27 protein-coding genes and 1 pseudogene are annotated in these 26,297 nt (G+C 68.9%); 20 read left to right on the top strand and 8 right to left on the bottom strand.

From position 1 onward, the window contains the following. The first annotated feature begins 25 nt into the window (after positions 1–25). Both lpdA and AC5Y43_RS17570 read left to right on the top strand, forming a co-directional pair. Positions 26–1,420 carry a dihydrolipoyl dehydrogenase gene (gene lpdA, locus AC5Y43_RS17565; protein WP_499974494.1) on the top strand — a complete coding sequence of 465 codons (1,395 nt, stop codon included), beginning with the start codon at positions 26–28 and terminating at the stop codon, positions 1,418–1,420. An 11-nt stretch (positions 1,421–1,431) separates the two neighbouring features. Next, complete coding sequence (locus tag AC5Y43_RS17570) at positions 1,432–1,707, top strand: hypothetical protein (RefSeq protein ID WP_499974566.1); 276 nt, start codon at positions 1,432–1,434, stop codon at positions 1,705–1,707. A 6-nt stretch (positions 1,708–1,713) separates the two neighbouring features. Here AC5Y43_RS17570 and AC5Y43_RS17575 read toward each other — a convergent pair whose 3' ends face one another. Together AC5Y43_RS17575 and ramB are read right to left on the bottom strand one after the other, a co-directional pair. Continuing rightward, entirely contained in the window at positions 1,714–2,289 is a 576-nt protein-coding gene (locus tag AC5Y43_RS17575; protein ID WP_499974495.1) for a carboxymuconolactone decarboxylase family protein, read from the bottom strand. Next, complete coding sequence (ramB, locus tag AC5Y43_RS17580) at positions 2,286–3,722, bottom strand: acetate metabolism transcriptional regulator RamB (RefSeq protein WP_499974497.1); 1,437 nt, start codon at positions 3,720–3,722, stop codon at positions 2,286–2,288. The genes AC5Y43_RS17575 and ramB overlap by 4 nt, the downstream gene beginning before the upstream one ends. Positions 3,723–3,892: 170 nt before the next feature. Here ramB and AC5Y43_RS17585 point away from each other — a divergent pair, with 170 nt between their 5' ends. From AC5Y43_RS17585 to AC5Y43_RS17600, 4 genes are all read left to right on the top strand, one after another. Then, positions 3,893–4,687, top strand: a complete 795-nt coding sequence (locus AC5Y43_RS17585; RefSeq protein WP_499974500.1) for an acyl-ACP thioesterase domain-containing protein — start codon at positions 3,893–3,895, stop codon at positions 4,685–4,687. Positions 4,688–4,960: 273 nt separating this feature from the next. Beyond that, positions 4,961–6,247, top strand: coding sequence for an isocitrate lyase (aceA, locus tag AC5Y43_RS17590; RefSeq protein ID WP_499974502.1), 1,287 nt, complete (start codon positions 4,961–4,963; stop codon positions 6,245–6,247). Positions 6,248–6,457: 210 nt separating this feature from the next. Next, entirely contained in the window at positions 6,458–7,309 is an 852-nt protein-coding gene (locus AC5Y43_RS17595) for a 3-hydroxybutyryl-CoA dehydrogenase (protein ID WP_499974504.1), read from the top strand. 71 nt (positions 7,310–7,380) lie between these two features. Then, complete coding sequence (locus AC5Y43_RS17600; RefSeq protein ID WP_499974506.1) at positions 7,381–8,241, top strand: cyclopropane mycolic acid synthase family methyltransferase; 861 nt, start codon at positions 7,381–7,383, stop codon at positions 8,239–8,241. A gap of 1 nt (position 8,242) precedes the next feature. Here AC5Y43_RS17600 and AC5Y43_RS17605 read toward each other — a convergent pair whose 3' ends face one another. Next, a complete protein-coding gene (locus AC5Y43_RS17605; protein WP_499974508.1) occupies positions 8,243–9,253 on the bottom strand; it encodes a prenyltransferase in 1,011 nt (336 codons plus the stop codon). Between the two features lie 12 nt (positions 9,254–9,265). After that, positions 9,266–9,967, bottom strand: coding sequence for a TetR/AcrR family transcriptional regulator (locus AC5Y43_RS17610; protein WP_499974568.1), 702 nt, complete (start codon positions 9,965–9,967; stop codon positions 9,266–9,268). A 130-nt stretch (positions 9,968–10,097) separates the two neighbouring features. Here AC5Y43_RS17610 and AC5Y43_RS17615 point away from each other — a divergent pair, with 130 nt between their 5' ends. The 6 genes and pseudogenes from AC5Y43_RS17615 to deoC all read left to right on the top strand — a co-directional run bounded on the left by AC5Y43_RS17615 (position 10,098) and on the right by deoC (position 14,217). After that, positions 10,098–11,447, top strand: a complete 1,350-nt coding sequence (locus AC5Y43_RS17615; RefSeq protein ID WP_499974509.1) for a DUF445 domain-containing protein — start codon at positions 10,098–10,100, stop codon at positions 11,445–11,447. An 87-nt stretch (positions 11,448–11,534) separates the two neighbouring features. Further along, positions 11,535–11,955 (top strand): annotated as a pseudogene (locus AC5Y43_RS17620) (helix-turn-helix domain-containing protein); the annotation flags it as partial. A gap of 167 nt (positions 11,956–12,122) precedes the next feature. Then, complete coding sequence (gene hbhA / locus AC5Y43_RS17625) at positions 12,123–12,716, top strand: heparin-binding hemagglutinin HbhA (protein WP_499974511.1); 594 nt, start codon at positions 12,123–12,125, stop codon at positions 12,714–12,716. 96 nt (positions 12,717–12,812) lie between these two features. After that, entirely contained in the window at positions 12,813–13,076 is a 264-nt protein-coding gene (locus AC5Y43_RS17630) for a DUF2516 family protein (RefSeq protein WP_499974569.1), read from the top strand. Between the two features lie 5 nt (positions 13,077–13,081). Further along, positions 13,082–13,522 (top strand): DUF2599 domain-containing protein, encoded by a 441-nt coding sequence (locus AC5Y43_RS17635; protein ID WP_499974513.1) that lies wholly within the window; start codon positions 13,082–13,084, stop codon positions 13,520–13,522. Continuing rightward, positions 13,522–14,217: a deoxyribose-phosphate aldolase gene (gene deoC / locus AC5Y43_RS17640; RefSeq protein ID WP_499974515.1), complete on the top strand. Its 696-nt coding sequence runs from the start codon at positions 13,522–13,524 to the stop codon at positions 14,215–14,217. The genes AC5Y43_RS17635 and deoC overlap by 1 nt, the downstream gene beginning before the upstream one ends. A 20-nt stretch (positions 14,218–14,237) precedes the next feature. Here the strand turns inward: deoC and AC5Y43_RS17645 are convergent, their stop codons facing one another. Genes AC5Y43_RS17645 through AC5Y43_RS17655 form a run of 3 tightly spaced genes read right to left on the bottom strand, consistent with a single transcriptional unit; the run spans position 14,238 to position 16,703 of the window. Then, the gene (locus tag AC5Y43_RS17645) at positions 14,238–15,317 is read right to left on the bottom strand and encodes an LmeA family phospholipid-binding protein (RefSeq protein WP_499974517.1); all 1,080 of its coding nucleotides are present in this window, start codon (positions 15,315–15,317) and stop codon (positions 14,238–14,240) included. Beyond that, complete coding sequence (locus AC5Y43_RS17650; RefSeq protein WP_499974519.1) at positions 15,314–16,156, bottom strand: carbon-nitrogen hydrolase family protein; 843 nt, start codon at positions 16,154–16,156, stop codon at positions 15,314–15,316. The genes AC5Y43_RS17645 and AC5Y43_RS17650 overlap by 4 nt, the downstream gene beginning before the upstream one ends. Positions 16,157–16,178: 22 nt before the next feature. Beyond that, positions 16,179–16,703 carry a DUF2505 domain-containing protein gene (locus AC5Y43_RS17655; RefSeq protein WP_499974520.1) on the bottom strand — a complete coding sequence of 175 codons (525 nt, stop codon included), beginning with the start codon at positions 16,701–16,703 and terminating at the stop codon, positions 16,179–16,181. Between the two features lie 26 nt (positions 16,704–16,729). Here AC5Y43_RS17655 and AC5Y43_RS17660 point away from each other — a divergent pair, with 26 nt between their 5' ends. Both AC5Y43_RS17660 and AC5Y43_RS17665 read left to right on the top strand, forming a co-directional pair. Beyond that, positions 16,730–17,815: a UDP-N-acetylmuramate dehydrogenase gene (locus AC5Y43_RS17660; RefSeq protein ID WP_499974522.1), complete on the top strand. Its 1,086-nt coding sequence runs from the start codon at positions 16,730–16,732 to the stop codon at positions 17,813–17,815. An 81-nt stretch (positions 17,816–17,896) separates the two neighbouring features. Continuing rightward, positions 17,897–19,228: a L,D-transpeptidase gene (locus AC5Y43_RS17665; RefSeq protein WP_499974524.1), complete on the top strand. Its 1,332-nt coding sequence runs from the start codon at positions 17,897–17,899 to the stop codon at positions 19,226–19,228. Here AC5Y43_RS17665 and AC5Y43_RS17670 read toward each other — a convergent pair. Beyond that, the gene (locus AC5Y43_RS17670) at positions 19,212–19,961 is read right to left on the bottom strand and encodes an SDR family NAD(P)-dependent oxidoreductase (protein WP_499974525.1); all 750 of its coding nucleotides are present in this window, start codon (positions 19,959–19,961) and stop codon (positions 19,212–19,214) included. The genes AC5Y43_RS17665 and AC5Y43_RS17670 overlap by 17 nt on opposite strands. 234 nt (positions 19,962–20,195) lie before the next feature. On the opposite strand from AC5Y43_RS17670, the gene AC5Y43_RS17675 reads away from it, so the two are divergent. The 6 genes from AC5Y43_RS17675 to regX all read left to right on the top strand — a co-directional run bounded on the left by AC5Y43_RS17675 (position 20,196) and on the right by regX (position 26,296). Then, complete coding sequence (locus AC5Y43_RS17675; RefSeq protein WP_499974526.1) at positions 20,196–21,458, top strand: ROK family protein; 1,263 nt, start codon at positions 20,196–20,198, stop codon at positions 21,456–21,458. A 52-nt stretch (positions 21,459–21,510) separates the two neighbouring features. Continuing rightward, positions 21,511–22,857: a D-inositol-3-phosphate glycosyltransferase gene (gene mshA, locus AC5Y43_RS17680; protein ID WP_499974528.1), complete on the top strand. Its 1,347-nt coding sequence runs from the start codon at positions 21,511–21,513 to the stop codon at positions 22,855–22,857. Next, positions 22,854–23,375 carry a type III secretion system chaperone family protein gene (locus tag AC5Y43_RS17685; RefSeq protein WP_499974529.1) on the top strand — a complete coding sequence of 174 codons (522 nt, stop codon included), beginning with the start codon at positions 22,854–22,856 and terminating at the stop codon, positions 23,373–23,375. Before mshA ends, AC5Y43_RS17685 begins: the two co-directional genes overlap by 4 nt. A gap of 96 nt (positions 23,376–23,471) precedes the next feature. Beyond that, on the top strand, positions 23,472–24,221 hold the full coding sequence (locus tag AC5Y43_RS17690; protein WP_499974531.1) for a phosphoglyceromutase: 750 nt from the start codon (positions 23,472–23,474) through the stop codon (positions 24,219–24,221). 121 nt (positions 24,222–24,342) lie between these two features. Next, positions 24,343–25,563: a sensor histidine kinase gene (locus tag AC5Y43_RS17695; RefSeq protein WP_499974533.1), complete on the top strand. Its 1,221-nt coding sequence runs from the start codon at positions 24,343–24,345 to the stop codon at positions 25,561–25,563. 49 nt (positions 25,564–25,612) lie between these two features. Continuing rightward, positions 25,613–26,296 (top strand): two-component sensory transduction protein RegX, encoded by a 684-nt coding sequence (gene regX / locus AC5Y43_RS17700; protein WP_499974534.1) that lies wholly within the window; start codon positions 25,613–25,615, stop codon positions 26,294–26,296. The last annotated feature ends 1 nt before the right edge of the window (position 26,297 follow it).

Below are 26,297 nucleotides of genomic sequence, written 5' to 3' on the forward strand. Positions count from 1 at the left end.
GGCCGAGGCCACTAGGGTGGACGCCGTGACTCATTACGACGTCGTCGTCCTCGGGGCGGGTCCCGGCGGGTATGTAGCCGCCATCCGCGCCGCGCAGCTGGGCCTGCACACCGCAATCGTGGAGCCGAAGTATTGGGGCGGCGTGTGCCTCAACGTCGGCTGCATTCCGTCCAAAGCGTTGCTGCGCAACGCCGAGCTCGCCCACATCTTCACCAAAGAAGCCAGGACATTCGGCATCAACGGCGACGCGACCTTCGACTACGGGGTCGCCTTCGACCGCAGCCGCAAGGTGGCCGAGGGCCGCGTCGCCGGCGTGCACTTCCTGATGAAGAAGAACAAGATCACCGAGATCCACGGCTACGGCCGGTTCACCGACGCCAACACCCTGGCGGTCGAACTCAACGAGGGTGGTGCCGAGAGCGTCACGTTCGACAACGCCATCATCGCGACCGGCAGCAGCACCCGGCTGGTTCCCGGGACGTCGCTGTCCGCCAACGTCGTCACCTACGAAGAACAGATCCTCTCCCGCGAGCTGCCGGCCTCGATCGTCATCGCCGGCGCCGGCGCCATCGGCATGGAGTTCGGCTACGTGCTGCGCAACTACGGGGTCGATGTGACCATCGTGGAGTTCCTGCCGCGCGCGCTGCCCAACGAGGACGCCGAGGTGTCCAAGGAGATCGAAAAGCAGTTCAAGAAGCTGGGCGTCAAGATCCTCACCGGAACCAAGGTCGAGTCGATCGACGACAACGGCGCCGAGGTCAGGGTGGTCGTCAGCAAGGACGGCACCGCCGAGGAGCTCAAGGCGGAAAAGGTGTTGCAGGCCATCGGGTTTGCGCCGAACGTCGAGGGCTACGGGCTGGAGAAGGCCGGCGTCGCGCTGACCGAGCGCAAGGCGATCGGCATCACCGACTACATGCGCACCAGCGTCGACCACATCTACGCCATCGGCGACGTCACCGGGCTGCTGCAGCTGGCCCACGTCGCCGAGGCGCAGGCCGTGGTGGCGGCCGAAACCATCGCCGGCGCAGAGACTTTGGCGCTCGGCGACTACCGCATGCTGCCGCGCGCGACGTTCTGCCAGCCCCAGGTCGCCAGCTTCGGACTCACCGAGCAGCAGGCCCGCGACGAGGGCTACGACGTCGTGGTGGCCAAGTTCCCGTTCACCGCCAACGGCAAGGCCCACGGCCTGGGCGACCCCAGCGGCTTCGTCAAGCTGGTCGCCGACGCCCGCTACCGCGAGCTGCTCGGCGGCCACCTCATCGGCCACGACGTGTCCGAGCTGCTGCCCGAGCTGACGCTGGCGCAGAAGTGGGACCTGACCGCCAACGAGCTGGCCCGCAACGTGCACACCCACCCGACGATGTCGGAGGCGCTGCAGGAGTGCTTTCACGGCCTGGTCGGCCACATGATCAACTTCTGAGCCCGCCGATGATGATTCGCAGCGACACCGTGCTGGGCCTCCTCGGCGGCGCCGCGGCGGGTTATGTCCTGTGGCTGGTGGCCTTTTCGGTCGCCGACGACAACGCGGCGGTGGGCCGGTGGGCCCCCACGGTGCTGCTGCTGTCGCTCGCGCTGGCGGTGTGCGCGACGCTGTGGGCGTCGCTGCAGCGCCGGCGCGGGAAGTACGCGCGGTCGGCGTTCGGCTTCGGCCTGCCGATCCTGCCGGTGGCGCTGACGCTGGCCGTGCTGGCCGACGTCTACCTCTGACCGGGCCTAACGCGGGTTGTCCAATGGAATGGCGAGCGCCGACATCGTGGCCGCGAGCCCGTCGTATTGGCTTGCCAGCAAGCAGAATTCGATGAGCTGGCGCCGATCCAGGTGGCTCGCCAGCTGCTGCCAGGTGCCGTCGGACAGCGTGCGGTCCTTGACGAACTCGTCGGTCGCCGTCAGCAGCGCCTGTTGGCGGGCGCTCAGTATCTTTCGCGGCCCGTCGCCGCCGGGGACGTCCGGCCAGGCGAAGACCACCGCCTGGGTATCGGCGTCCAGTCCCGCCTTGCGCGCCATCCGGCGATGGTGTTGCAGCTCGTATTCGCACGCGCGCAAGTGCGCGACCCGCAGGATCACCAGCTCGGTGTCGGCCGTGGGCAGACGCCCCCGCAGCAGCCGGGCGCCGTAAAACGCCCACGCCCAGAACAGCAACTGGCGCTGTCCCAGGGTGGTGAACAGATGAAACTCCGGCGCCCGCACGGTGCGCGCGCCGAGGCGGGCGAGCACCCAGTTGACCGGTCCGAGCTGGCGGAACCGGCCCGGCGGGATGCGGCCGGCTTGATCGTTTCGAGGCGCGGTCACGGCTGCTTCACCAGGTAGGGCGACACCGTGCTGCGGTGCTCGTCGAGGTCGAGCGCGCGGCCCAGGGCCGGGAAGGCCCGCTGCGGACAGTTGTCGCGTTCGCAGACGCGGCAGCCCGCGCCGATCGGTGTCGCCACTGTTCCTGACTCTCCCGAGACGTCGAGGCCTTCCGAGTAGACGAGCCGGTGTGCGTGACGAAGCTCGCAGCCCAGCCCGATCGCGAAGGTTTTACCGGGCTGACCATACCGCGCGGCGCGGCGCTCGACGGTGCGGGCCACCCACATGTAGTTGCGGCCGTCGGGCATCTGGGCGATCTGCACCAGGATCTTGCCCGGGTTGGCGAAGGTCTCGTAGACGTTCCACAACGGGCACGTCCCGCCGCTGGAGGAAAAGTGAAAGCCGGTGGCGGACTGGCGTTTTGACATGTTGCCTGCCCGGTCGACGCGGACGAACGAGAACGGCACCCCCCGCATCGTCGGGCGCTGCAACGTCGAAAGCCGGTGCGCGATGGTCTCGTAACTGACCGAGTAGAACGACGACAGCCGCTCGACGTCGTAGCGGAAATTCTCGGCGACGTCGTGAAATTGGCGGTAGGGCAGCACCGCGGCGGCGGCGAAGTAGTTGGCCAGCCCCAGCCGCGCCAGGGTGTGCGACTCCGCGCTGGTGAACTTGCCCTCGGCGACGAGGGTGTCGATCAGGTCGCCGAACTCGAGGTAGGCCAATTCGGCCGCCATCTTGAAGACTTGCTGGCCCGATGACAGGTGATTGCTGATCTCGAGCGTCTTGGTGCCGGGCTCGTAGCGGTGCAGGACGGTGTCGCCGAGGTCGATGCGCCGGATGATGTGCACCCCGTGCACCTCGGTGAGCCGCCGGGTCAACTCGCGGGCCAGGTCGCCGTGGTGCAACCGCATCTTGATGGTGAGCTCTTCGGCGGCGGTGTCCAGCTCGTGCAAATAGTTCTGGCGTTGGTAGAAGTAGTCGCGCACCTCTTCGTGGGGCATGGAAATGGACCCAGACCCGGAGCTTGAGCCGCTGCCGTCGGAGTAGCGCTCCTCGGTGGCGGCGGCGAGCTGCGCGGTGGTGATCCGGTAGCGCCGGTGCAGGTTGACCACCGCGCGCGCCAGGGCCGGGTGCGCACCGACGATCTCGGCCACTTCCGTCGGGTCGACGTCGATGTCCAGGTCGCGATCCATCGTCACCTCGCGCAGCTCGGCGACCAGCCGGGTGTCGTCCTGGGAGGCGAAGAAGGTCGCGTCCACGCCGAACACCTCGGTGATCCGCAGCAGCACCGCCACCGTCAGCGGGCGAACGTCGTGCTCGATCTGGTTGAGGTAGCTGGGCGAGATCTCCAGCATCTGCGCCAGCGCGGCCTGGGAAAAGCCGCGTTCGTTGCGCAGCTGCCGAACGCGCGAGCCGACGAAGGTCTTGGCCACCCGACGAAGCCTACCGGCCGCTGCGAAGGTGCCGTTCGCAGAGTTGGCATGCGGGCGCGCTCGGCTCACAATTGGTGTTTTCCAGACGCTATTTGGCATCATTCGCGTCGGGGTCCGGGGTTAACCTGGGGTACCGACGCGCGGGAAACGGGAGCAACGGGAGAGAAGCCGTGAGCCTGGACAAGACAATGATGCCGGTGCCCGACGGCCACCCCGATGTATTCGGTCGCGAATGGCCGCTGCGCGTCGGTGACATCGACCGCACCGGCCGGCTTCGGCTGGACGCCGCCGCCCGCCATATCCAGGACATCGGGCAGGACCAACTGCGCGAGATGGGCTTCGAGGAGACCCATCCGCTGTGGATAGTTCGGCGAACCATGGTCGACCTGATCCGACCGATCGAGTTCCAAGACATGTTGCGGTGTCGGCGCTGGTGTTCGGGCACCTCGAACCGGTGGTGTGAGATGCGGGTCCGCATAGATGGGCGAAAGGGTGGCCTGATCGAATCCGAGGCGTTCTGGATCAACATCAACCGGGAGACCCAGATGCCGTCGCGGATCGCCGACGACTTCCTGGCGGGCCTGCACAAGACCACGTCCGTCGACCGGTTGCGGTGGAAGGGATACCTCAAGCCGGGCGGCCGGGATGACGCCGCCGAGATCCACGAGTTCCCGGTCCGGGTGACCGACATCGACCTGTTCGACCACATGAACAACTCGGTGTACTGGAGCGTCATCGAGGACTACCTGGCGTCGCACCCGGACCTGATGCAGGGGCCGCTGCGCACCACGATCGAGCACGAGGCGCCGGTCGCCCTCGGGGACAAGCTGGAGATCATCTCGCACGTCCACCCGGCCGGCTCGACCGATCAATTCGGCCCCGGGCTGGCCGATCGGGCTGTTACAACGCTCACATATGCCGTCGGCCACGAGACGAAAGCCGTCGCCGCGCTCTTCGCTCTGTAGCAAAAACGCCACTGCCGCAAATTCGCGGCCTGACCTGCGACAACGTGGTTACTGGCGGGTAGCTTCTGAAACGGTTCAGCCGATCTCCTTCTTCGCAAGATTCGCAAACTCTCCTGAAGTCGTGGCGGAAATTGGCAAATGAAACGGGTGGACCTGCGGTAATGGGCTGTGCCATCGTCGAGTTAGCACGTCAGCGAAGTTGAGCCTCCAGCTACAGCCCGGCGGCGTAGATATTTCACACCCGTTCACATAATCCGTTAAGGAGTAAGCCCAATGTCTATCGTTGGCACCCCCAAGAGCGCCGAGCAGATCCAGCAGGACTGGGACACGAATCCGCGGTGGAAGGATGTCACCCGCACCTACTCCGCCGAGGACGTCGTCGCGCTGCAAGGCACCGTGGTCGAGGAGCACACCCTGGCCCGCCGCGGCGCGGAGGTGCTGTGGGAGGAACTGCACGACCTGGAGTGGGTCAACGCGCTCGGCGCGCTGACCGGCAACCAGGCCGTCCAGCAGGTGCGCGCCGGCCTGAAGGCCATCTACCTGTCGGGCTGGCAGGTCGCCGGTGACGCCAACCTGTCCGGCCACACCTACCCCGACCAGAGCCTCTACCCGGCCAATTCGGTGCCGCAGGTGGTGCGCCGGATCAACAACGCGCTGCAGCGCGCCGACCAGATCGCCAAGGTGGAAGGCGACACGTCGGTGGAGAACTGGCTGGCGCCGATCGTCGCCGACGGCGAGGCCGGCTTCGGCGGCGCGCTCAACGTCTACGAGCTGCAGAAGGCCCTGATCGCCGCCGGCGTCGCGGGCTCCCACTGGGAGGACCAGCTGGCGTCGGAGAAGAAGTGCGGCCACCTGGGCGGCAAGGTGCTGATCCCGACCCAGCAGCACATCCGCACCCTGACCTCGGCCCGGCTGGCCGCGGACGTGTGCGGCGTGCCGACGGTCGTGATCGCGCGCACCGACGCCGAGGCGGCCACGCTGATCACCTCCGACGTCGACGAGAGCGACCAGCCGTTCATCACCGGCGAGCGCACCCGGGAGGGGTTCTTCCGGACCAAGAACGGCATCGAGCCCTGCATCGCGCGGGCCAAGGCGTACGCCCCGTTCGCCGACCTGATCTGGATGGAGACCGGCACCCCCGACCTGGAGCTCGCGCGCAAATTCTCTGAGTCGGTCAAGGCCGAATTCCCCGACCAGATGCTGGCCTACAACTGCTCGCCGTCGTTCAACTGGCGCAAGCACCTCGACGACGGCACCATCGCGAAGTTCCAAAAGGAGCTTGCCGCAATGGGATTCAAGTTCCAGTTCATCACGCTGGCCGGCTTCCACGCGCTGAACTACTCGATGTTCGATCTGGCCTACGGCTACGCCCGCAACCAGATGAGCGCCTACGTCGAGCTGCAGGAGCGCGAGTTCGCCGCCGAGGAGCGCGGCTACACCGCGACCAAGCACCAGCGCGAGGTCGGTGCCGGCTACTTCGACCGCATCGCCACCACGGTCGACCCCAACTCGTCGACCACCGCGCTGACCGGCTCGACCGAAGAGGGCCAGTTCCACTGACGACGAGCGGGCTTGGCCGCGAGGAGGAAGTGGAACCAAGGGGCCTGAGCCACTGACGACGAGCGGGCTTGGCCGCGAGGAGGAAGTGGAACCAAGGGGCCTGAGCCACTGAGTTAGTAAGGGCTTTTGCGCCGAGCGTGAAACTGTTGCTAGTTTTCGGCTGATTTTTCGCAGCAGTTTCACGCTCGGCGTTAAGCGTTAAGGAAAAACATGATCGAACGAGTAGGGGTTGTCGGGGCCGGACAGATGGGCTCGGGCATCGCCGAGGTCGCCGTGCGCGCCGGCGTCGACGTGACCGTGTTCGAGACCACCGAGCCGCTGATCACGGCGGGCCGCAACCGCATCGTGAAGTCGCTGGAGCGCGGCGTCAGCGCGGGCAAGGTGACCGAGCGGGAGCGCGACAGCGCACTCGGCAAGCTCACCTTCACCACCGACCTGCAGGGCCTGGCCGACCGGCAACTGGTGATCGAGGCCATCGTCGAGGACGAGGCCGTCAAGGCGCAGGTGTTCGCAGAGTTGGACCGGGTCGTCACCGACCCCGACGCGGTCCTGGCGTCCAACACCTCCAGCATCCCGATCATGAAGATCGCCGCGGCCACCAAGAACCCGCAACGCGTGCTGGGCCTGCACTTCTTCAACCCCGTCCCGGTGCTGCCGCTGGTCGAGTTGGTCAGCACGCTGGTCACCGACGAAGCCGCCGCCGCACGCACTGAGGAGTTCGCCGGCACGGTCCTGGGCAAGCAGGTAGTGCGCTGCTCCGACCGGTCCGGCTTCGTGGTGAACGCGCTGCTGGTGCCCTACCTGCTGTCGGCGATCCGGATGGTCGAGGCCGGCTTTGCCAGCGTCGAAGACGTCGACAAGGCCGTCGTCGCGGGGCTCTCGCACCCGATGGGCCCGCTGCGGTTGTCCGACCTCGTCGGCCTGGACACCCTCAAACTCATCGCGGACAAGATGTTCGAGGAATTCAAGGAGCCGCAATACGGTCCGCCGCCGCTGTTATTGCGTATGGTCGAAGCGGGCCGGCTGGGCAAAAAGTCGGGGCACGGCTTCTACTCTTACTGACCGGCTCGGGCGGCCCAGCGATGGGTCGGGTAGCATTCTCGCGGTCAACGAACGAGAGGTGTTTGGAATCCATGGGCGCGTTAGAGCCGTATTACGAAGAGTCACAGTCCATCTACGACGTTTCGGATGAATTCTTCGCGCTGTTCCTGGACCCCACGATGGGCTACACGTGCGCATACTTCGAGCGCGACGACATGACCCTCGAGGAAGCGCAGAACGCGAAGTTCGACCTGGCCTTGGGCAAGCTGGGCCTCGAGCCCGGGATGACGTTGCTCGACATCGGCTGCGGCTGGGGTGGAGCGCTGCAGCGGGCGATCGACAAGTTCGACGTCAACGTCATCGGAATCACGCTCAGCCGCAACCAGTTCGAGTACAGCAAGCGCAGGCTGGCCGGGCACCCGACGCAACGCAAGGTCGAGATCCGGTTGCAGGGCTGGGAGGAGTTCGAGGACAAGGTCGACCGGATCGTCAGCATCGGCGCCTTCGAAGCGTTCAAGGCCGAACGGTGGCCCGCGTTCTTCGAACGCGCCCACGACATCCTCCCCGACGACGGCAGGATGCTGCTGCACACGATTCTGGCGCATTCGCAGAAACAGATGCATGAGCGCGGAATCAAGCTGACGATGAACGACATCCGATTCACGCGATTCATCTACACCGAAATTTTCCCCGGCGGGCAGCTGCCCGCGCAGGAAGACATTCTGGCGTTGGCGCCGCAGGCCGGCTTCACCGTCGAAAAGGTGCAATTGCTGCAGGAGCACTACGCGCGGACGCTGAACATTTGGGCGGCCAATTTGGAGGCCAACAAAGAAAAGGCGATCGCCCTGCAGTCCGAGGCGGTCTACGACCGCTACATGCACTACCTGACCGGCTGCGAGGACTTCTTCCGCAAGGGCATCAGCAACGTCGGCCAGTTCACCCTGGCGAAGTAGCTTACCAGGCGCGCAGCACGGCGCCGGCCGCCAGGCCCAGTACCAGCAGGGCGCCCGCCTGGCGCACGTGCACCCAGGCCAGCGCCGCGTACCACAGCGGCCAGACCGGGAACTTCGGCGGCGGCTCGTCGGGCCTCGGGCGGCGGAAGTACGGCCAGACCTTCACCAGCCGGGGCAGCGCCAACGCGACGACGAGCGCGGGCCAGGGCATGGCTCCCAGCGCGACGGCGACGGCGACCAGCACGTAGAAGCCGGCCATCATCGCCAGCGTGGCCGCCCGGGCGCGTGCCTCCCCGAGGAGGACGGGCAGCGTGCGAATGCCCAGCGGTTCGTCGTAGGGGATCTTGTCGATGTGCTTGCCCATCAACACCGTCGTGCACAACAGGCCGTAGGGCAGCGAGGCCAGCACGACGTCCCAGCCGACGGAGCCGATCGCGGAATAGTAGGTCCCGCACACCATCAGCGGGCCCCACACGACGAAGACGTCCGGTTCGCCGAGGCCGCGTTTCTTCAACCGCAACGGCGGCGCCGTGTAGGCGACGCTGAGCGCGAACCCGCCGAGCGCGATGGCCACCACCGGCCACCCGCGCGCCCATGCCAGCGTGACCAGGATCGCCAGGTCCGCGATGTTCACCGCCAGGATCGCCAGCCCGAGCGTGCGGTGGCTGATCAGCCCGGACAGCACCGGGTGGGGCGCGTAGAGCGCGCGGGGGTAGCTGGTGCTGTCGGTGCCGACCCGCGTGTCGTACAGGTCGTTCATCAGATTGTTGGCGGTGTGCGCCAGCGTGATCCCCAGCACGGCCAGGACCAGCCAGCGCCAGTCCAGCCCGGGCCGGCCGACCGCCAGCAGGGCCGCGACCAGGCCGGAGACCAGGGTCATCGGCAGCACCGCCGCGCGGGTGACGACGAGCCACCGCGTGACAACGTCGACAGGCCCGTCCGGCGGCGGGTTGGTGGTGCGGATCGCGTAGGCCCACGACCTGAGCCGTGAGCGCACGCTCACGTCAGGCATGGAACGGCGACCTCATGGTTCTCGCGGCGGCGCAATCGGCGAGGGATGCGGCTGCCCACGGAACTTCTCCAGCGACCCGCCCGCCTCGACGATGCCGCAGAGCGCGCTCCAGCTCAGCATGGTCAGGTAGTCGATCAGCTCGTCGCGGCTCATCCGCGGATCCGACATCCAGGAGTGGGTGGCCAGCTGCACGCCGCCGACGATCAGGTAGGACCATGGCTCCGCCCCGCCGGTGTCCATGCCGATCTCTCGCATCCGCCGGCGCAGCATGACCGCGATCATGCGGGCGATGATGCGCTCGGAGTCGGCGATCACCTTGCTCTTGCTGGCCGAGCTGTTGGCCATCACGAACCGATACGGCTCGGGCTCGTTCGCCACGGTCTCGACGTAGACCCGGATGACCTCGCGGGTCAGGTCGAAGCCGTCCAGGTTTGACGAGAGCGCCCCGGCCATGTTGGGGATCAGCGTGGTCTGGGTGAAGCGCATCATCACCGCGGTGGTCAGGTCGTTCTTGTCGACGAAGTAGCGGTACAGGACGGTCTTGGAGACGCCGATCTCCGCGGCGATTTCGTCCATGCTCAAAAAGCGGCCGAGCCGGCGAATCGCATCGATCGTGCCGTCGACCAGCTCGTTACGGCGGTCCACCTTATGTTGGTGCCAGCGCCGCTTGCGACCATCCGCCTTGACGGTCACCGCCGGAATCTCCTCTGCCAGAGTCAGCTTCTCACTCATAAGTCGCTCTTGATACTACGGCTTGCCTCGTCCGTTTCGGCGGATGGGCTGGCCGTGCGCGGCCTCTCAAGCAGGGCGGTAACACTAACTGGCCCCGGCAGGACATGATGGTGTGGTGGCACACCGAGCCCCACACCCGGGCGACGTACTGGGTTCACCCCCGGCCGAGCGGGCGCGCGCGTCACTCGCGGAATCCTTCGCCGGGGCCGATCCGGAGGCCGACGCCCAGCGCCGCGTGGCGCTGCGGCGGATGAAGATGGTGGCACTGGGCTTCCTGCTCGGCGCCACGGCCGTTTTCCTGGCCTGTCGCTACGCGCAGTCCCACGCGGCGGCGGGCGTGTGGGTCGGCTATGTCGGCGCCGCCGCGGAGGCCGGCATGGTCGGCGCCCTGGCCGACTGGTTCGCTGTGACCGCGCTGTTCAAGCACCCGCTCGGCATCCCGATACCCCACACCGCGATCATCAAGCGCAAGAAGGACCAGCTCGGCGAGGGTCTGGGAACCTTCGTGCGGGAGAACTTCCTGTCGCCGGCGGTCGTCGAGACCAAGCTGCGCGACGCCCAGGTGTCCAGCCGGCTGGGCAAGTGGCTATCGGAGGCCGCGCACGCCGAGCGGGTTGCGAGCGAGACGGCGACGGTGCTGCGGGTCCTGGTGGAGCTGCTGCGCGACGAGGACGTCCAGCAGGTGATCGACCGGATGATCGTGCGCCGCATCGCCGAACCCCAATGGGGTCCGCCGGTGGGCCGGGTGCTGGGCACCCTGCTCGCCGAGAACCGCCAGGAGGCCCTGATCCAGTTGCTGGCCGACCGGGCGTTCCAGTGGTCGCTGAACGCCGGCGAGGTCATTCAGCGGGTGGTCGAGCGTGACTCGCCGACCTGGTCGCCGCGGTTCATCGACCATCTCGTCGGTGACCGCATCCACCGCGAACTGATGGACTTCACCGACAAGGTGCGCCGCAACCCCGACCACGAATTGCGCCGCTCGGCGACGCGATTCTTGTTCGAATTCGCCGGCGACCTGCAGAACGACCCGGACACCATCGCGCGCGCCGAGGCGGTCAAGGAGCAGCTGATGGCGCGCGACGAGATCGCCGGCGCCGCCGCGACCGCCTGGCAGACGCTGAAGAGGCTGGTCCTCGAAGGGGTCGACGATCCGACCGGCGCCCTGCACACCCGCATCGCCGACACCGTGGTCCGGATCGGGGAGTCGCTGCGCGACGACTCCGACCTGCGCGACAAGGTCGACAACTGGATCGTGCGGGCCGCCCAGCACCTGGTGTCCCAGTACGGGGTCGAAATCACCGCGATCATCACCGACACGATCGAGCGCTGGGACGCCGAGGAGGCCAGCAGGCGCATCGAGCTGCACGTGGGCCGTGACCTGCAATTCATCCGGATCAACGGCACCGTGGTGGGCGCGCTGGCCGGGCTCGTCATCTACGCCGTCGCGCACCTGTTTTTCTAGGGGTGCTAACAAGTGCTTGCAAAAGCAAGCACTTGCCCGTACTGTGGGCCTCGTAAAGGTTGATGACCCCGAGTCCAGGAGTACGCGATGCCACCGGAGGAGACGCTCTCCGCCAAGGTGTCCACCGCGGCCTCCGACATGGCCTCCGACATCGGCAGCTTCATCCGCGACCTGCGGGAGAACGCGCAGGTTTCGGTGCGGCAGCTCGCCGAGCGTTCGGGTGTCAGCAATCCTTACCTGAGCCAGGTCGAGCGTGGATTGCGCAAGCCCTCCGCCGACGTCCTGAGCCAGATCGCCAAGGCGCTGCGGGTTTCCGCCGAGGTGCTCTACGTGCGGGCCGGGATGCTCGAGCCCAGCGACAAGAGCCAAGTGCGCGACGCCATCATCACCGACTCGGCGATCACCGAGCGCCAGAAGCAGATCCTGCTGGAGATCTACGCGTCGTTCACCCAGCAGAACGAACCGAATATCGAGGAGTGTCCGGGCGAATCCGACTGCCACGAGTGATTCGCGATCGCGGAACCAGGTGACGAATAGATGCCCGGCCGTTTGGTTACCCAGGAGAACGGGTTTTACGTCGCCACGCGGTCCTGACTACTCCCCCAGAGGAGCCGCCGCTTGCCCTTTACCCCGAGCACTAACACCCATAACGAGACAACCATGAAAGGAAACACCATGGCTGAAAACCCGAACATCGACGACTTGCGGGCTCCGCTGCTGGCGGCGCTGGGCGCGGCCGACCTGGCCCTGGCCACCGTCAACGACCTGATCGCCAACCTGCGTGATCGGGCCGGAGAGACCCGCACCGAAACCCGCAGCCGTGTCGAGGAGCGGCGCGCTCGCTTGTCCAAGCTTCAGGAGGACCTTCCCGAGCAGCTCACCGAGCTGCGGGACAAGTTCACCTCGGACGAGCTGCGCAAGGCCGCCGAGGGGTACCTCGAAGCGGCGACCAGCCGGTACAACGAGCTGGTCGAGCGGGGCGAGGCGGCCCTCGATCGGCTGCGCAGCCAGCGGCCGTTCGAGGACGCGTCCGCCCGCGCCGAGGGCTACGTGGACCAGGCCGTCGAGCTGACGCAGGAGGCGCTGGGCACCGTCGCGTCGCAGACCCGCGCGGTCGGTGAGCGGGCGGCCAAGTTGGTCGGCATCGAGCTGCCCAAGAAGGCGGCCCCGGCCAAGAAGGCGCCCGCCAAGAAGGCGCCGGCCAAGAAGGCGCCGGCCAAGAAGGCGCCGGCCAAGAAGGCTGCCGCCAAGAAGGTCACCCAAAAATAGTCACGAACCGACTGCTCACTCGGCTCCGAGTCGCCCCACGGCGGCTCGGAGTCGACGTTTTGGCGGGTCGCCGCATACGCTTGGAGCGTGACCGCCGTGAATACCGTCCTGTTTGTCTTGAGCCTCGCCGTGCTGGCGACGGTCCTGTACGCGTTCGTGCACGCGGCGCTGCAGCGGTCCGACGCCTATACCGCGGCTGAGAAGCTGACCAAGCCGGTGTGGCTGGTGATCCTCGGCGTGTGCGCGGTCGTGAGTCTGTGGCTCGGCGTGCTGGGCATGGCGATCGCGGCGGGCGCCGCCGGCATCTATCTCGTCGACGTGCGGCCGAAACTTCTGGAAATTCAAGGCAAGTCGCGCTAGCGGGGATGAAGGCCCCGCTCGTCGCGCTGGCGGCGGTGGCGCTCGCGCTGCCGGGTTCGTCGCTGCCGGTGGCGCCCGCCGGGGCCGACCCGGGCGCGGCCAGCCCGGCCATTCCCGCCCCGCGGCCCCCCTTCGTCGACCACACCCAGTGGGTGCGCTGGCAGGGCCTGCCCAGCCTGCGGGTGTTCCCGACGCCGTCCGGGCGGACGGCCTCCCGGCAGCAGGGCAGCACGGAGGCCGGGGCCGCCTGGGCCGAGGTGCTCGCGCAGGCGCCGGACGTGGACACGCCCGGCATGCGCGCGCAGTTCGTCTGCCACTGGCAGTTCGCCGAACGGGCGCAGCCGGGCAAGACCAGCTGGAACCTGGAACCCTGGCGCCCGGTGGTCGACGACGCCGAGATGTTCGCCACCGGCTGCAACCCCGGCGGCCCGCAGGAAGGGCTTTGATGGCGGGCCGGCCCAGCAGGGCCGAGTTGGCGGCCCGCATCGACCACACCCTGCTTAAACCCGAAGCCGCCCCGGACGACGTGGCCGCCCTGGTCGCCGAGGCCGCCGAACTGGGCGTCTACGCGGTGTGCGTCTCGCCGTCGATGGTGCCGGCCGCGGCGGCCGCCGCGGCCCCGGGCGGGGCCCTGCGCGTGGCGGCGGTGGCGGGTTTCCCGTCGGGCAAGCATGTGCCGGCGGTCAAGGCGCACGAGGCCGCGCTGGCCGTGGCGGCCGGCGCCGGCGAGATCGACATGGTCGTCGACGTCGGCGCGGCGCTGGCCGGGGACATCGTCGCCGTGCGCTCCGACATCGAGGCGGTGCGCGCCGCGGTGCCCGGCGCCGTGCTCAAGGTGATCGTGGAGTCGGCGGTGCTGCTCAGCGGAACGGACGGGCGCACGCTGGCCGACGTGTGCCGCGCCGCCGAGGACGCCGGCGCCGACTTCGTCAAGACCTCGACCGGATTTCACCCCGCCGGCGGGTCGTCGGTGCGCGCGGTCGCGCTGATGGCCGAGACCGTCGGGGGGCGGCTGGGCGTCAAGGCCAGCGGCGGCATCCGCACCGCCTCCGACGCGCTGGCGATGCTGGACGCCGGCGCAACCCGGCTCGGCCTGTCCGGCAGCCGGGCGGTGCTCGACGGGTTAGACCCGGGAAGCTAGCAGCCCACGCTCAGCGCCCGCTAGAGGTGCGCGAAGCAGGGGTCGTTGCTGTTGTCGTTGGGAATGGTGGCGTTCTGCGTCGAAAAGTGGCTCGTCACACCGGAATCGGTGACTTGCACGCTGTCGGCGTGAATCCCCAGCGGGTAGTTCTTGGTCAGGTTCGAGGTGAAGTCGTTCAGCGTGGACTGCACGGACTCCTTGGGCATGGTGAAGCCGAGCGCGTTGAAGCTGATGATCTGCAGTTCGAGCCCTTTGCCGGACACCACCGGCTTGGCGGTGATGTTGTCCAACATGCCCTTCAGCTCCACCGTGCCGTCGGCCGGGTGAGTGGTCACGTTGTTGGTGACGAACGGACCGAGCACCGGGATCGCGTTCTGCACCGACTGCTTGATGCCGTCACTGGTCCAGGTGATGGTGGCGTCCAGCGAGCCGATGGTGCCCTTCGAGTTGGACGTCGACTGCAGCCGCACGTCGCGGATGTTGAGGCTGAGCTTCATGCCCTTGGCGTCGCGGATGTTGTTGCCGGCCGTCTGCACCGAGATGTTGGTGTAGTGCTTGGTCATCTGCTGCCACAGCATCAGCGGCGTCACGCCGAACGACGCGGTGGCCTGATCCTTCACCTCGCACGCCACCGCCTCGGCGACCTTGGAGTCCGCGACGTGGCGGACGTACAGCTCGGCGCCGATCAGCCCCGCGATGATGAGCGCGAAGACGATGACGCAGACGAGCAGGATGGACAGCGGGTCGCGCAGGAAGCGTCGTTTTCTTTGCACCGGTGCCGATTCCTCGCCCGGAGTGGTCAGCTGATCCGTCGGGGCCGCGGCCGAGCTCGCCGGCGGTGGCTGGCCGGGCCGGTGCACGCCCGCGTTGGGCGCGCTTAGCTGCTCGGTGCGTTCGGTCTGGTAGCCGGGCTGCTGGCCGGGCGCGGCCGGCGGCGGCGCCTGACCGGGTCCGGGCGGGGCGTGGCCGGGGCCGCCGGTGCCGATCCGCTCGGTGGGCCGTTCAGTAGGGGGCTGACCGAAGGGGCCTTGGTTGCCGGGACGAGCCCACGTCGACGGGCCCTCGTTCGGTGGCCCCTGCGGACCCTGTGGGTTCGTCACTTCACCGATTCTGCCCTATCCAGCTGAGCAAAGTCTGAGCGGTTTCTCAGCACCGCGATGCTGTCCCGCGCCGCGGCCACCCGGTCGACGTCGATGTCGGCGACCACGAGCTGCGGTTTTCCGCCGGCCGAGGCGACCACCTCGCCGAGCGGCGAGGCCACCAGGCTGCCGCCCACCCCCAGCGGCGCGCCCGAGCCGGACCCCGACGCGGTCGCGGCCTCGCCGGGGTCGGCCTGACCGACCGCGGCCACGTAGCTCATCGAGTCCAGCGCCCGGGCCCGGGCCAGCAGTGTCCACTGGTCGAGCTTGCCGGGACCGGAGCCCCAGGACGCGCATACGACGATCAGCTGGGCACCGCGGCGGGCCAATTCGGTGTAGAGCGCCGGGAAGCGGATGTCGTAGCAAACGGTCAACCCGACCGTGACCCCATCGACCTCGACCACCACCGGCTCGCGGCCGGGCGCGACGGTGCGCGACTCGGTGAACCCGAACGCGTCGTAGAGGTGGATCTTGTCGTAGTGGGCGTCCGGCCGGTTGGGCGTGCCCGGTCCGGCCGCGATCAGCGTGTTGGTCACCCGCCCGTCGCCGGCGGGGCTGAACATGCCGGCGACCACGGTGATCCCGGTCTCGGTCGCGATCGCGCGCACGCCGTCGGCCCACGGCCCGTCCACCGGCTCGGCGACGGGCGCCAGGGGGACGCCGAACCGGCACATGGTCGCCTCCGGGAAGACCACCAGCCGGGCACCCGCGTCGGCGGCCTGCGCGGCATACTCGCGCACCCGGTCCAGGTTGGCCGCCGGATCGCTGCCGCTGAGGATCTGCGCCAAAGCGATTCGCATGGCATTCAGCCTAGGCGTGGGTTCAGGCGTGGGCGGCGATCCAGTCCGCGGTCAACCGTTGTTCCCGGCTCACCAGCTCGGCCAGCTGGGTGCCGATGAGCCTTTCCACCTTGCCGCCGATGAGCGGGACCCGGACCTCGACGGTGACCCGGAACTCGAGCCGGGCGCCGCCGGACCCGGCGATCGGCGTCAGGTCGGCGGTGCCCGACACCGTCACGGGGGTGCCCTCGATCGAGCCCGCGATGGAGGCCCTCGCGGCGCCGTCGGTGACCGGCCCCCACGTCTCCTTGCGCCGGACGCACAGATCGCCCCGGTGCAACTGCTTGACCACGGCGTGCAGATTGTGGCTGCGCACCAGCTGCAGCGTGGTCACCTCGACGGTGCCGTCGGCGCCCTCGCCGCCGCCGACTCGCAGCGACTCCAGCCGCGCCTCGTCCACGGGAATGTCGGCCAGCCGGGCCTTCCAATACCGCTCCTGAAGGAAGGCCCGATGGATCTGCTCGACGCTGTTCTCGTAGTCCGCCGACAAGTCGAATGAGCGCGGCATAGCTGGTCAGGCTACCGTTACGGGCTGTGGGCGGTTCGCTCTTTGCCGGTGCGCAAGTCGCCGAGGAGGTGCCGCTGGCGCCGTTGACGACCCTGCGGGTCGGGCCGGTGGCGCGCCGGCTGATCACGTGCACCAGCACCGGGCAGGCGGTCGACGTATTGCGGCGGCTGGACTCCGAAGCAGGCCCACAACCGGCGCTGGTGTTTGCCGGCGGCTCCAATCTGGTGATCGCCGACACCCTGGCCGACCTGACCGCCGTGCGGCTGGCCAACGCCGGCATCACCGTCGACGGCAACGTGGTGCGCGCGGAGGCCGGCGCGGTCTGGGACGACGTGGTGGTCACGACCATCGAGCACGGGTTGGGCGGGCTGGAGTGCCTGTCCGGCATCCCCGGATCCGCCGGGGCCACCCCGGTGCAGAACGTCGGGGCCTACGGGGCGGAGGTGTCCGACACCATCACCCGGGTGCGGGTCCTCGATCGCGCCGGCGGCGAGGTGCGCTGGGTGCCGGGCGAACAGCTCGGCTTCGGCTACCGCACCAGCGTGTTCAAGCGGTCCGGTCAGTCGGGGCGCGAAATCCCTTCCGTCGTACTGGAAGTCGAGTTTGTGCTGGACGCGTCGGGCCGCAGCGCGCCGCTGCGCTACGGCGAGCTGACGGCCGCCTTGGGCGCAAGCGCCGGCGAGCGCGCCGACCCGAAAGCGGTTCGCGAGGCGGTGCTGGCGCTGCGGGCCCGCAAGGGCATGGTCCTCGATCCCGCCGACCACGACACCTGGAGCGTGGGTTCGTTCTTCACCAACCCGGTGGTCGCACCGGAGGTCTACGAGCGGCTCGCCGGCAGCTTCGAGGGACCGGTTCCGCACTTCCCCGCGCCCGACGGCGTCAAGCTGGCCGCGGGCTGGCTGGTGGAGCGGACCGGCTTCACCAAGGGCTATCCCGAGGACGAGAGGGCGCCCTGCCGGCTGTCCACCAAGCACGCGCTGGCCCTGACCAACCGCGGCGGCGCCAGCGCCGCAGACGTCATGGCGCTGGCCCGCACCATCCGCGATGGGGTACGCGATGTGTTTGGCATCACACTGACACCCGAGCCCGTTTTGCTCGGTTGCAGGCTGTAGCGGTTAACCCCGCGAATTGCACGCCGACCTCGAATTGTCGTGGCGCGGTAGGGGTCTTTTCTCCCGGTATCTTGGAGACTCGTGAGCACCACCGGTTCCCCGCCGCCGATCAACCGGCGCCTGGCCTTGACGGCCCTGGGAGTGAGCGTGTTCGCGCCCGGCGTGCTGGCGGCGTGCGCCGGCGGCCCGGCGGCCAGGCAGGCCGAGAAGAAGGAGACGCCGGCGCCGCGGCTGAAGTTCGAGCCGGCCCTCGACGGCCCGGACGCCACCGACGTGGTTCCCATCGCACCGATCAGCGTCCAGGTGACCGACGGCTGGTTCCAGAGGGTGGCCCTGACGAACGCGTCGGGCAAGGTGGTTGCCGGGGCGTTCAACGCCGACCGCACCGTCTACACGACCACCGAACCGCTGGGCTACGACACGACCTATACGTGGAGCGGCTCGGCCGTCGGCCACGAGGGCAAGGCGATCCCGGTGGCCGGCAAGTTCGCCACCGTGTCGCCGAGCAAGAAGATCGGAGGGGCCTTCCAGTTGGCCGACGGCCAGACCGTCGGGGTCGCCGCGCCGGTCATCATCCAGTTCGACGGTCCGATCAGCGACAAGGCCAACGTCGAGAAGGCGCTCACGGTCACCACCAACCCGCCCGTCGAGGGCAGCTGGGCCTGGCTGCCCGACGAGGCGCAGGGCGCACGCGCGCACTGGCGCCCGCGCGAGTACTACCCGGCCGGGACCGCCGTCAACGTCGACGCCAAGCTCTACGGGCGCCCGTTCGGCGACGGCGCGTACGGCGCCGACGACATCTCCCTGCACATCCAGATCGGCCGCCGCCAGGTGGTCAAGGCCGAGGTCTCCTCGCACCGCATCCAGGTCGTCACCGACGCCGGCGTCATCATGGACTTCCCGTGCAGCTACGGCGAGGCCGACAAGGCGCGCAACGTCACCCGCAACGGCATCCACGTGGTCACCGAGAAGTACTCCGACTTCTACATGTCCAACCCGGCCGCCGGTTACAGCAACATCCACGAGCGCTGGGCGGTGCGGATCTCCAACAACGGCGAGTTCATCCACGCCAACCCCGCCAGTTCGGGCGCGCAGGGCAACACCAACGTCACCAACGGCTGCATCAACCTGTCCACCGGCGACGCCGAGGAGTACTACCACACCGCGATCTACGGCGACCCGGTCGAGGTGACCGGCAGCTCGATCCAGCTGTCCTATTCCGACGGCGACATCTGGGACTGGGCCGTGGACTGGGACACCTGGGTGGCCATGTCGGCGCTGCCGCCGCCGACGGCGCACCCGCCCGCGTCGCAGATCCCCGTCACCGCCCCGGTCACCCCGACGGACGCGCCGACCCTGTCGGGCACTCCCACCACGACGACGACCACGACGACCTCTAGGCCCGGCGGTTAAAGCGCGACGCACTGGCCTGGTCGCGTGGACGCATGACAATCGTGTCCAGGTTGACGTGCGACGGCCGGGAGGCCACGAACCCGATCACCTCGGCGACGTCGGTGGCCGTCAGCGGGGTTATCCCGCTGTAGACGGCGTCGGCGCGCTCCTGGTCGCCGTCGAAGCGCACCAAGGAGAACTCCGTTTCGACCGCCCCGGGGGCAATCTCGGTGAGCCGCACCGGTTTTCCCAATAGCTCGCCGCGCAGCGTGCGGTGCAGCGCGCCCTGGGCGTGCTTGGCCGCGGTGTAGCCGGCGCCGCCGTCGTAGGTCTCCATCGCCGCCACCGAGGTGACGGTGACGACCAGGCCGTCACCGGAGTCGATCAGGCTGGGCAGCAGCGCGCGGGTGACCCGCAGCGTGCCCAGCACGTTGGTCTCCCACATCCACCGCCAGTGCTCGAGGTCGGCGTCGGCCACGGGTTCCAGGCCCCGGGCGCCGCCGGCGTTGTTGACCAGCACGTCAACCCGGCCCAATTCGCCCGCCAGCGCCTGCACCGAGTCGTCGTCTGTGACGTCGGCCACAACGGCGCTGCCGCCGATCTCGTCGGCCAACGCGTTGACGCGGTCGGCCCGGCGCGCCACGGCGACCACGTGAAAACCCTGTGCCGCAAGCGTTTTGGCGGTCGCCTCACCGATTCCCGAGCTGGCGCCGGTCACCACCGCCACCCGTTGTGGCACCCCAGTCGCGTTCATCGGAACAACTTTAGTGAACATGCTAAATTCTCCGGGTGCACCACAGCGCCCTGTTCAACAACACCGCCGCGTGTCTTTACGCGGCGAGTGCGTGTTGTTGCCGCGCACTTTGCCGCTCCTGACATTCAGGTGTGGCCAGGACCGGCCATCAGGAATTGAAGACAAAGGACGCCCGTGCGCTCGACTACCCTCACCCATAGCCACCATTCCCCCAGCCGCAAAGGCGGTGTGCGGATGCATCGTCAGATCCTGCCGCCTGCGTTGCACATCTCGGATTCCGCGGCGGCATCCGTCTTCCGGGCCGTGCGGTTGCGCGGCCCGGTCGGCCGTGACGTCATCGCCGCGGTCACCTCGCTGAGCATCGCGACGGTCAACCGCCAGGTGATCGCGCTGCTCGACGCCGGCCTGCTGCGCGAGCGCGCCGACCTGGCCGTTTCCGGGGCCATCGGCCGCCCGCGGGTGCCGGTGGAGATCAACCACGAACCGTTCGTGACGCTGGGCATCCACGTCGGCGCGCGCACCACCAGCATCGTGGCGACCGACCTGTTCGGCCGCACGCTGGACACCGTCGAGACCCCCACGCCGCTCAGCCCCGCAGGGCCCGCGCTGGCGTCGCTGGCCGACAGCGCCTGCCGGTACCTGCGGCGCTGGCATCGGCGGCGCCCGCTGTGGGTCGGGGTGGCGATCGGTGGCACCGTCGACAGCGCCTCCGGACTCGTCGACCACCCGCGGCTCGGCTGGCGGCAGGCGCCGGTCGGGCCGGTGCTGGCCGACGCGGTGGGCCTGCCGCTGTCGGTGGCCTCCCACGTCGACGCCATGGCCGGCGCCGAGCTGCTGCTCGGCCTGCGGCGGTTCGCCCCGAGTTCGCCGACGAGCCTGTACGTCTACGCCCGCGAGACCGTGGGCTATGCGCTGGTGATCGGGGGCCGGGTGCACTGCCCCGCCAGCGGCCCGGGCACCATTGCGGCGCTGCCGGTCCACTCCGAGCTGCTCGGCGGCACCGGTCAGCTGGAGTCCACGGTCAGCGACGAAGCGGTGCTGGCCGCGGCGCGCCGGCTGAAGATCCTGCCCGGCCTCCCGCCGGCGGCCCCCGGGGCCCGCGGCTCGGGGTCCACGACCGCGATGACCGACCTGCTGCGGGTGGCCCGGGCCGGCAACGAGCAGGCCCGCGACCTGCTGGCCGAGCGGGCCCGCGTGCTCGGCGAGGCCGTCGCGCTGCTGCGCGACATGCTCAACCCGGACGAGCTGGTGGTCGGCGGACAGGCGTTCACCGAGTACCCGGAGGCGATGGAGCACGTGGAGGCGGCGTTCGCCGCGCGCTCGTTGCTGGCGCCGCGCGACATCCGCGTCGCCGCCTTCGGCAACCGGGTGCAGGAGGCCGGGGCCGGGGCGGTGTCGCTGGGCGGGTTGTATGCCGACCCGCTGGGCGCGATGCGACGCGCGGGGGCGCTGGAGTCGCGGCTGCCGGAGGTCGCGGCCGACGAGTCGCCCGCGTAGCGAGACCAGCGCGCTTGAGTCCGGCCGCGGCCCGTCCTGTAAAGATGAGAGCGTGCGCCACGACGAGCTCTTCCGGCTGAACGCCCCGCGCCGGGTCGCGGTGCTGGCGGTGCACACCTCACCGCTGGCCCAGCCGGGGACCGGCGACGCGGGCGGGATGAACGTCTACGTGCTGCAGACCGCGTTGCACCTGGCCCGGCGCGGCATCGAGGTGGAGATCTTCACCCGCGCCACCGCTTCGGCCGATCCGCCGGTCGCCCGCGTGGCGCCGGGCGTGCTGGTCCGCAACGTCGTGGCCGGGCCGTTCGAGGGGCTGGACAAATACGACCTGCCGACCCAGCTGTGCGCGTTCGCGGCCGGGGTGTTGCGCGCCGAGGCGTCCCATGAACCGGGCTACTACGACATCGTGCATTCCCACTACTGGCTGTCGGGTCAGGTCGGCTGGCTGGCGCGGGACCGCTGGGCGGTGCCGCTGGTGCACACCGCCCACACGCTGGCCGCGGTGAAAAACGCGGCCCTGGCCGACGGGGACTCACCCGAGCCGCCGCTGCGCACGGTGGGGGAGCAGCAGGTCGTCGACGAGGCGGACCGGTTGATCGTCAACACCGACGACGAAGCCCGGCAACTGATCTCGATCCATCACGCCGATCCCGCGCGAATCGACGTGGTCCACCCCGGTGTGGATCTCGACGCGTTCCGCCCGGGTGACCGGCGGGCGGCCCGCGCGGAGTTGGGGCTCGCGATCGACGAGCACGAACACATCGTGGCGTTCGTCGGGCGGATCCAGCCGCTGAAGGCCCCCGACATCGTGTTGCGCGCCGCGGCGAAGCTGCCCGGGCTGCGCATCGTGGTGGCCGGCGGGCCGTCGGGCAGCGGGCTGGCTTCCCCGGACGGACTGGTGCGGCTGGCCGGCGAACTCGGCATCACCGACCGGGTGACCTTCCTGCCGCCGCAGTCCCGCGCGGATCTCGCCACCCTCTTTCGTGCCGCGAATCTTGTTGCGGTGCCGAGCTATTCGGAGTCGTTTGGCTTGGTCGCCCTCGAGGCGCAGGCGTGCGGCACCCCGGTTGTGGCCGCCGCGGTCGGGGGTCTGCCGGTGGCGGTGGCCGACGGGATCTCGGGCACGCTGGTGTCCGGACACGACGTCGGCGACTGGGCCGACGCCCTCGACCGGCTGTTGCGCCTGCCCGCGCCGCAAGCCGACGCGATGGGCCGCGCGGCCGCCGCGCACGCGGCCACCTTCTCCTGGGACCACACCACCGATGCCCTGCTGGCCAGCTACCGGCGAGCGATCGGCGATTTCACCGCCCTGCGCCAGCGGCGCGGCGCCGTGAAACCGGACCGCGCCTCGATGCGCAAGCCCCGCCGGTGGAGCCCGCGGCGCGGGGTGGGCGCGTGACGGTCACCGGGGCGGACGTGCGCTCGGTGATCGAGCGCACGCTGCAGGCGAGCGGCCTGACCTACTCGGAATTTCCTGGCGCGCACGGCGGCCTGCCCGGCCTGGTGGCGGAGCTGCCCGGCGAGCGCAAACTCAAGACCAACACCATCCTCAGCATCGGCGAGCATTCGGTGCGCGTGGAGGCGTTCGTGTGCCGCAAGCCCGACGAGAACCACGAGGGCGTCTACCGGTTTCTGCTGCGGCGCAACCGCCGGCTCTACGGGGTCGCCTACACCCTGGACAACGTCGGCGACATCTACCTGGTGGGCCGCATGTCGCTGGCGTCGGTGGACGCCGACGAGATCGACCGGGTGCTCGGCCAGGTGCTCGAGGCCGTCGACTCGGACTTTAATACGTTGCTGGAGTTGGGTTTTCGGTCGTCGATCCAGAAGGAATGGGAATGGCGGGTGTCCCGCGGAGAGTCGCTGAAGAACCTGCAGGCCTTCGCGCACCTGATCGACGACGACGACGATGTTTAGCGCCGCGAGCCCAACCGCACTGCGAAAAATCCGGCGAAAATTCGCAGCCAGGTTCGGCTCGCGGCCGTTCTCACGCGCCGTGAGAGACTGACCGGCATGGGTGACACTGCGACGCTGGTACTGCTGCGTCACGGCGAGAGCGACTGGAATGCCCGCAACCTGTTCACGGGTTGGGTCGACGTCGGGCTGACGGAAAAGGGCCGGGCCGAGGCGGTTCGCAGCGGCGAACTGCTGGCCGAACAACACCTGTTGCCCGACGTCGTGTACACCTCTCTGCTGCGCCGTGCGATCAGCACCGCGCACCTGACGCTCGACGCCGCCGACCGGCTGTGGATACCGGTGCGGCGCAGCTGGCGGCTCAACGAGCGTCACTACGGCGCGCTGCAGGGGCTGAACAAGGCCGAGACCAAGGAGCGCTACGGCGAGGAGCAGTTCATGGCGTGGCGGCGCAGCTACGACACGCCGCCGCCGCCGATCGAGGGCGGCAGCGAATTCAGCCAGGACACCGACCCCCGCTACGCCAACATCGGTGGCGGCCCGCTGACCGAGTGCCTGGCCGACGTGGTCGTGCGCTTCCTGCCGTACTTCACCGACGTCGTCGTCCCGGATCTGCGGGCGGGCAAGACCGTGCTGATCGTCGCCCACGGCAACTCGCTGCGTGCCCTGGTCAAGCACCTGGACCACATGTCCGACGAGGAAATCGTCGGGTTGAACATCCCGACCGGCGTTCCGCTGCGCTACGACCTGGACGCCGGCCTGCGCCCGGTGCACCCAGGTGGGACCTACCTGGACCCGGAGGCGGCCGCGGCCGGTGCCGCCGCGGTCGCCGGCCAGGGGCGCGGCTGACGGCGCTTTTGCCAAACACGGCGTGAACGGAAGCCGAACACCTGTAGCGCAGCGTGTGACTTGTCCGATTTTGGCCTCGCTGCGCTAGGGGGGCGTTCACCGGATTTGTAGAATTTGATACGTGACCGCGTTCTCGGCCCTGTTGCTGGCCGGGGTCTTGTCCGTGCTGGCGCTTGCCGTCGGCGTTGCCATCGGGGTCCGGTGGGCGCCGCGGTCGGTTCAGCGCCGCCGGCAGGCCGCCACCGAATGGACGGGAATCACCGTCGCGCAAATGCTGCAGCGCATCGTGGCGCAGATGCCGCTGGGCGCCGCGGTGGTCGATGCGCATCGCGACGTCGTCTACCTCAACGGCCGGGCCACGGAATTGGGCCTGGTGCGCGACCGGCAGCTCGACAACCAGGCCTGGCAGGCCGCGCAGCAGGCGCTCACCGGTGCCGACGTCGAGTTCGACCTGCGGCCGCCGAAACGTGCGGGGGGCCGGTCCGGGCTCTCGGTGCACGGGCACGCGCGGCTGCTCAGCGAGGAGGACCGCCGGTTCGCGGTGGTGTTCGTCCACGACCAGTCCGACTATGCCCGGATGGAGGCCACCAGGCGCGATTTCGTGGCCAACGTCAGCCACGAGCTCAAGACCCCGGTGGGCGCCATGGCCCTGTTGGCCGAGGCACTGCTGGCTTCCGCCGATGACTCCGAAACCGTTCGTCGCTTCGCCGAGAAGGTGCTCGTCGAAGCCAACCGGCTAGGGGACATGGTCGGCGAGCTGATCGAGCTGTCCCGGCTCGAGGGCGCCGAGCGGTTGCGCAACGTCACCCATGTCGACGTGGACACCGTTGTTTCCGAAGCGATTTCACGCCACAAAGTGGCCGCCGACAATGCCGATATCGAGATTCGCACCGACGCACCCACCGGCCTGCGGGTGCTGGGAGACGAAAGGCTGCTGGTGACCGCGCTGGCAAACCTGGTGTCCAACGCGATCGCCTATTCGCCCCCGGGCTCGCCGGTGTCGGTCAGCCGTCGCCGCCGCGGTGACAACATCGAGATCGCCGTGACCGACCGCGGCATCGGGATCGCCCTGGAGGATCAGGCGCGCGTCTTCGAGCGGTTCTTTCGCGGGGACAAGGCGCGCTCGCGCGCCACCGGCGGCAGCGGGCTGGGGCTTGCCATCGTCAAACACGTTGCGGCCAACCACAACGGCAGCATCGGGGTGTGGAGCAAGCCGGGAACCGGGTCGACCTTCACCCTGTCCATTCCGGCTTATCAGGACGACGGCGAGAAAGCCGACCCGTCCCGCGGTCGTGAGGTGCGGCCGCGGGGCTCACAACGAGAGGAAGAACTGAGCGCATGACCCGCGCCAACGACGATGCAGAGAGAAGCGATGAAGAGGAGTGGCGCGCATGACCAGTGTGCTGATCGTGGAGGACGAGGAGTCGCTGGCCGATCCGCTGGCGTTCCTGTTGCGCAAGGAGGGTTTTGAGGCCACGGTGGTGACCGATGGGCCCACCGCGCTCGCCGAGTTCGATCGCGTCGGCGCCGACATCGTCCTGCTCGACTTGATGCTGCCCGGCATGTCGGGCACCGATGTGTGCAAGCAGCTGCGCGCCCGCTCCAGCGTCCCGGTGATCATGGTGACCGCACGCGACAGTGAGATCGACAAGGTGGTCGGCCTCGAGCTGGGCGCGGATGACTATGTCACCAAACCGTATTCGGCACGCGAGTTGATCGCCCGGATCCGCGCGGTGCTGCGCCGGGGTGGCGACGACGACTCCGAGATCGGCGATGGCGTGCTGGAGTCCGGGCCGGTCCGGATGGATGTCGAGCGTCACATCGTCTCGGTCAACGGTGACACAATCACGTTGCCGCTCAAGGAATTCGACCTTCTGGAATACCTGATGCGCAACAGCGGACGGGTGCTGACCCGCGGGCAGCTGATTGATCGGGTGTGGGGCGCTGACTACGTCGGCGACACCAAGACGCTCGACGTCCACGTCAAGCGGTTGCGGTCCAAGATCGAAGCCGACCCCGCCAACCCGGTGCATCTGGTCACGGTGCGGGGGCTGGGGTACAAGCTCGAGGGCTAGC

The sequence above is a fragment of the Mycobacterium sp. NGS57 genome (assembly GCF_059812405.1).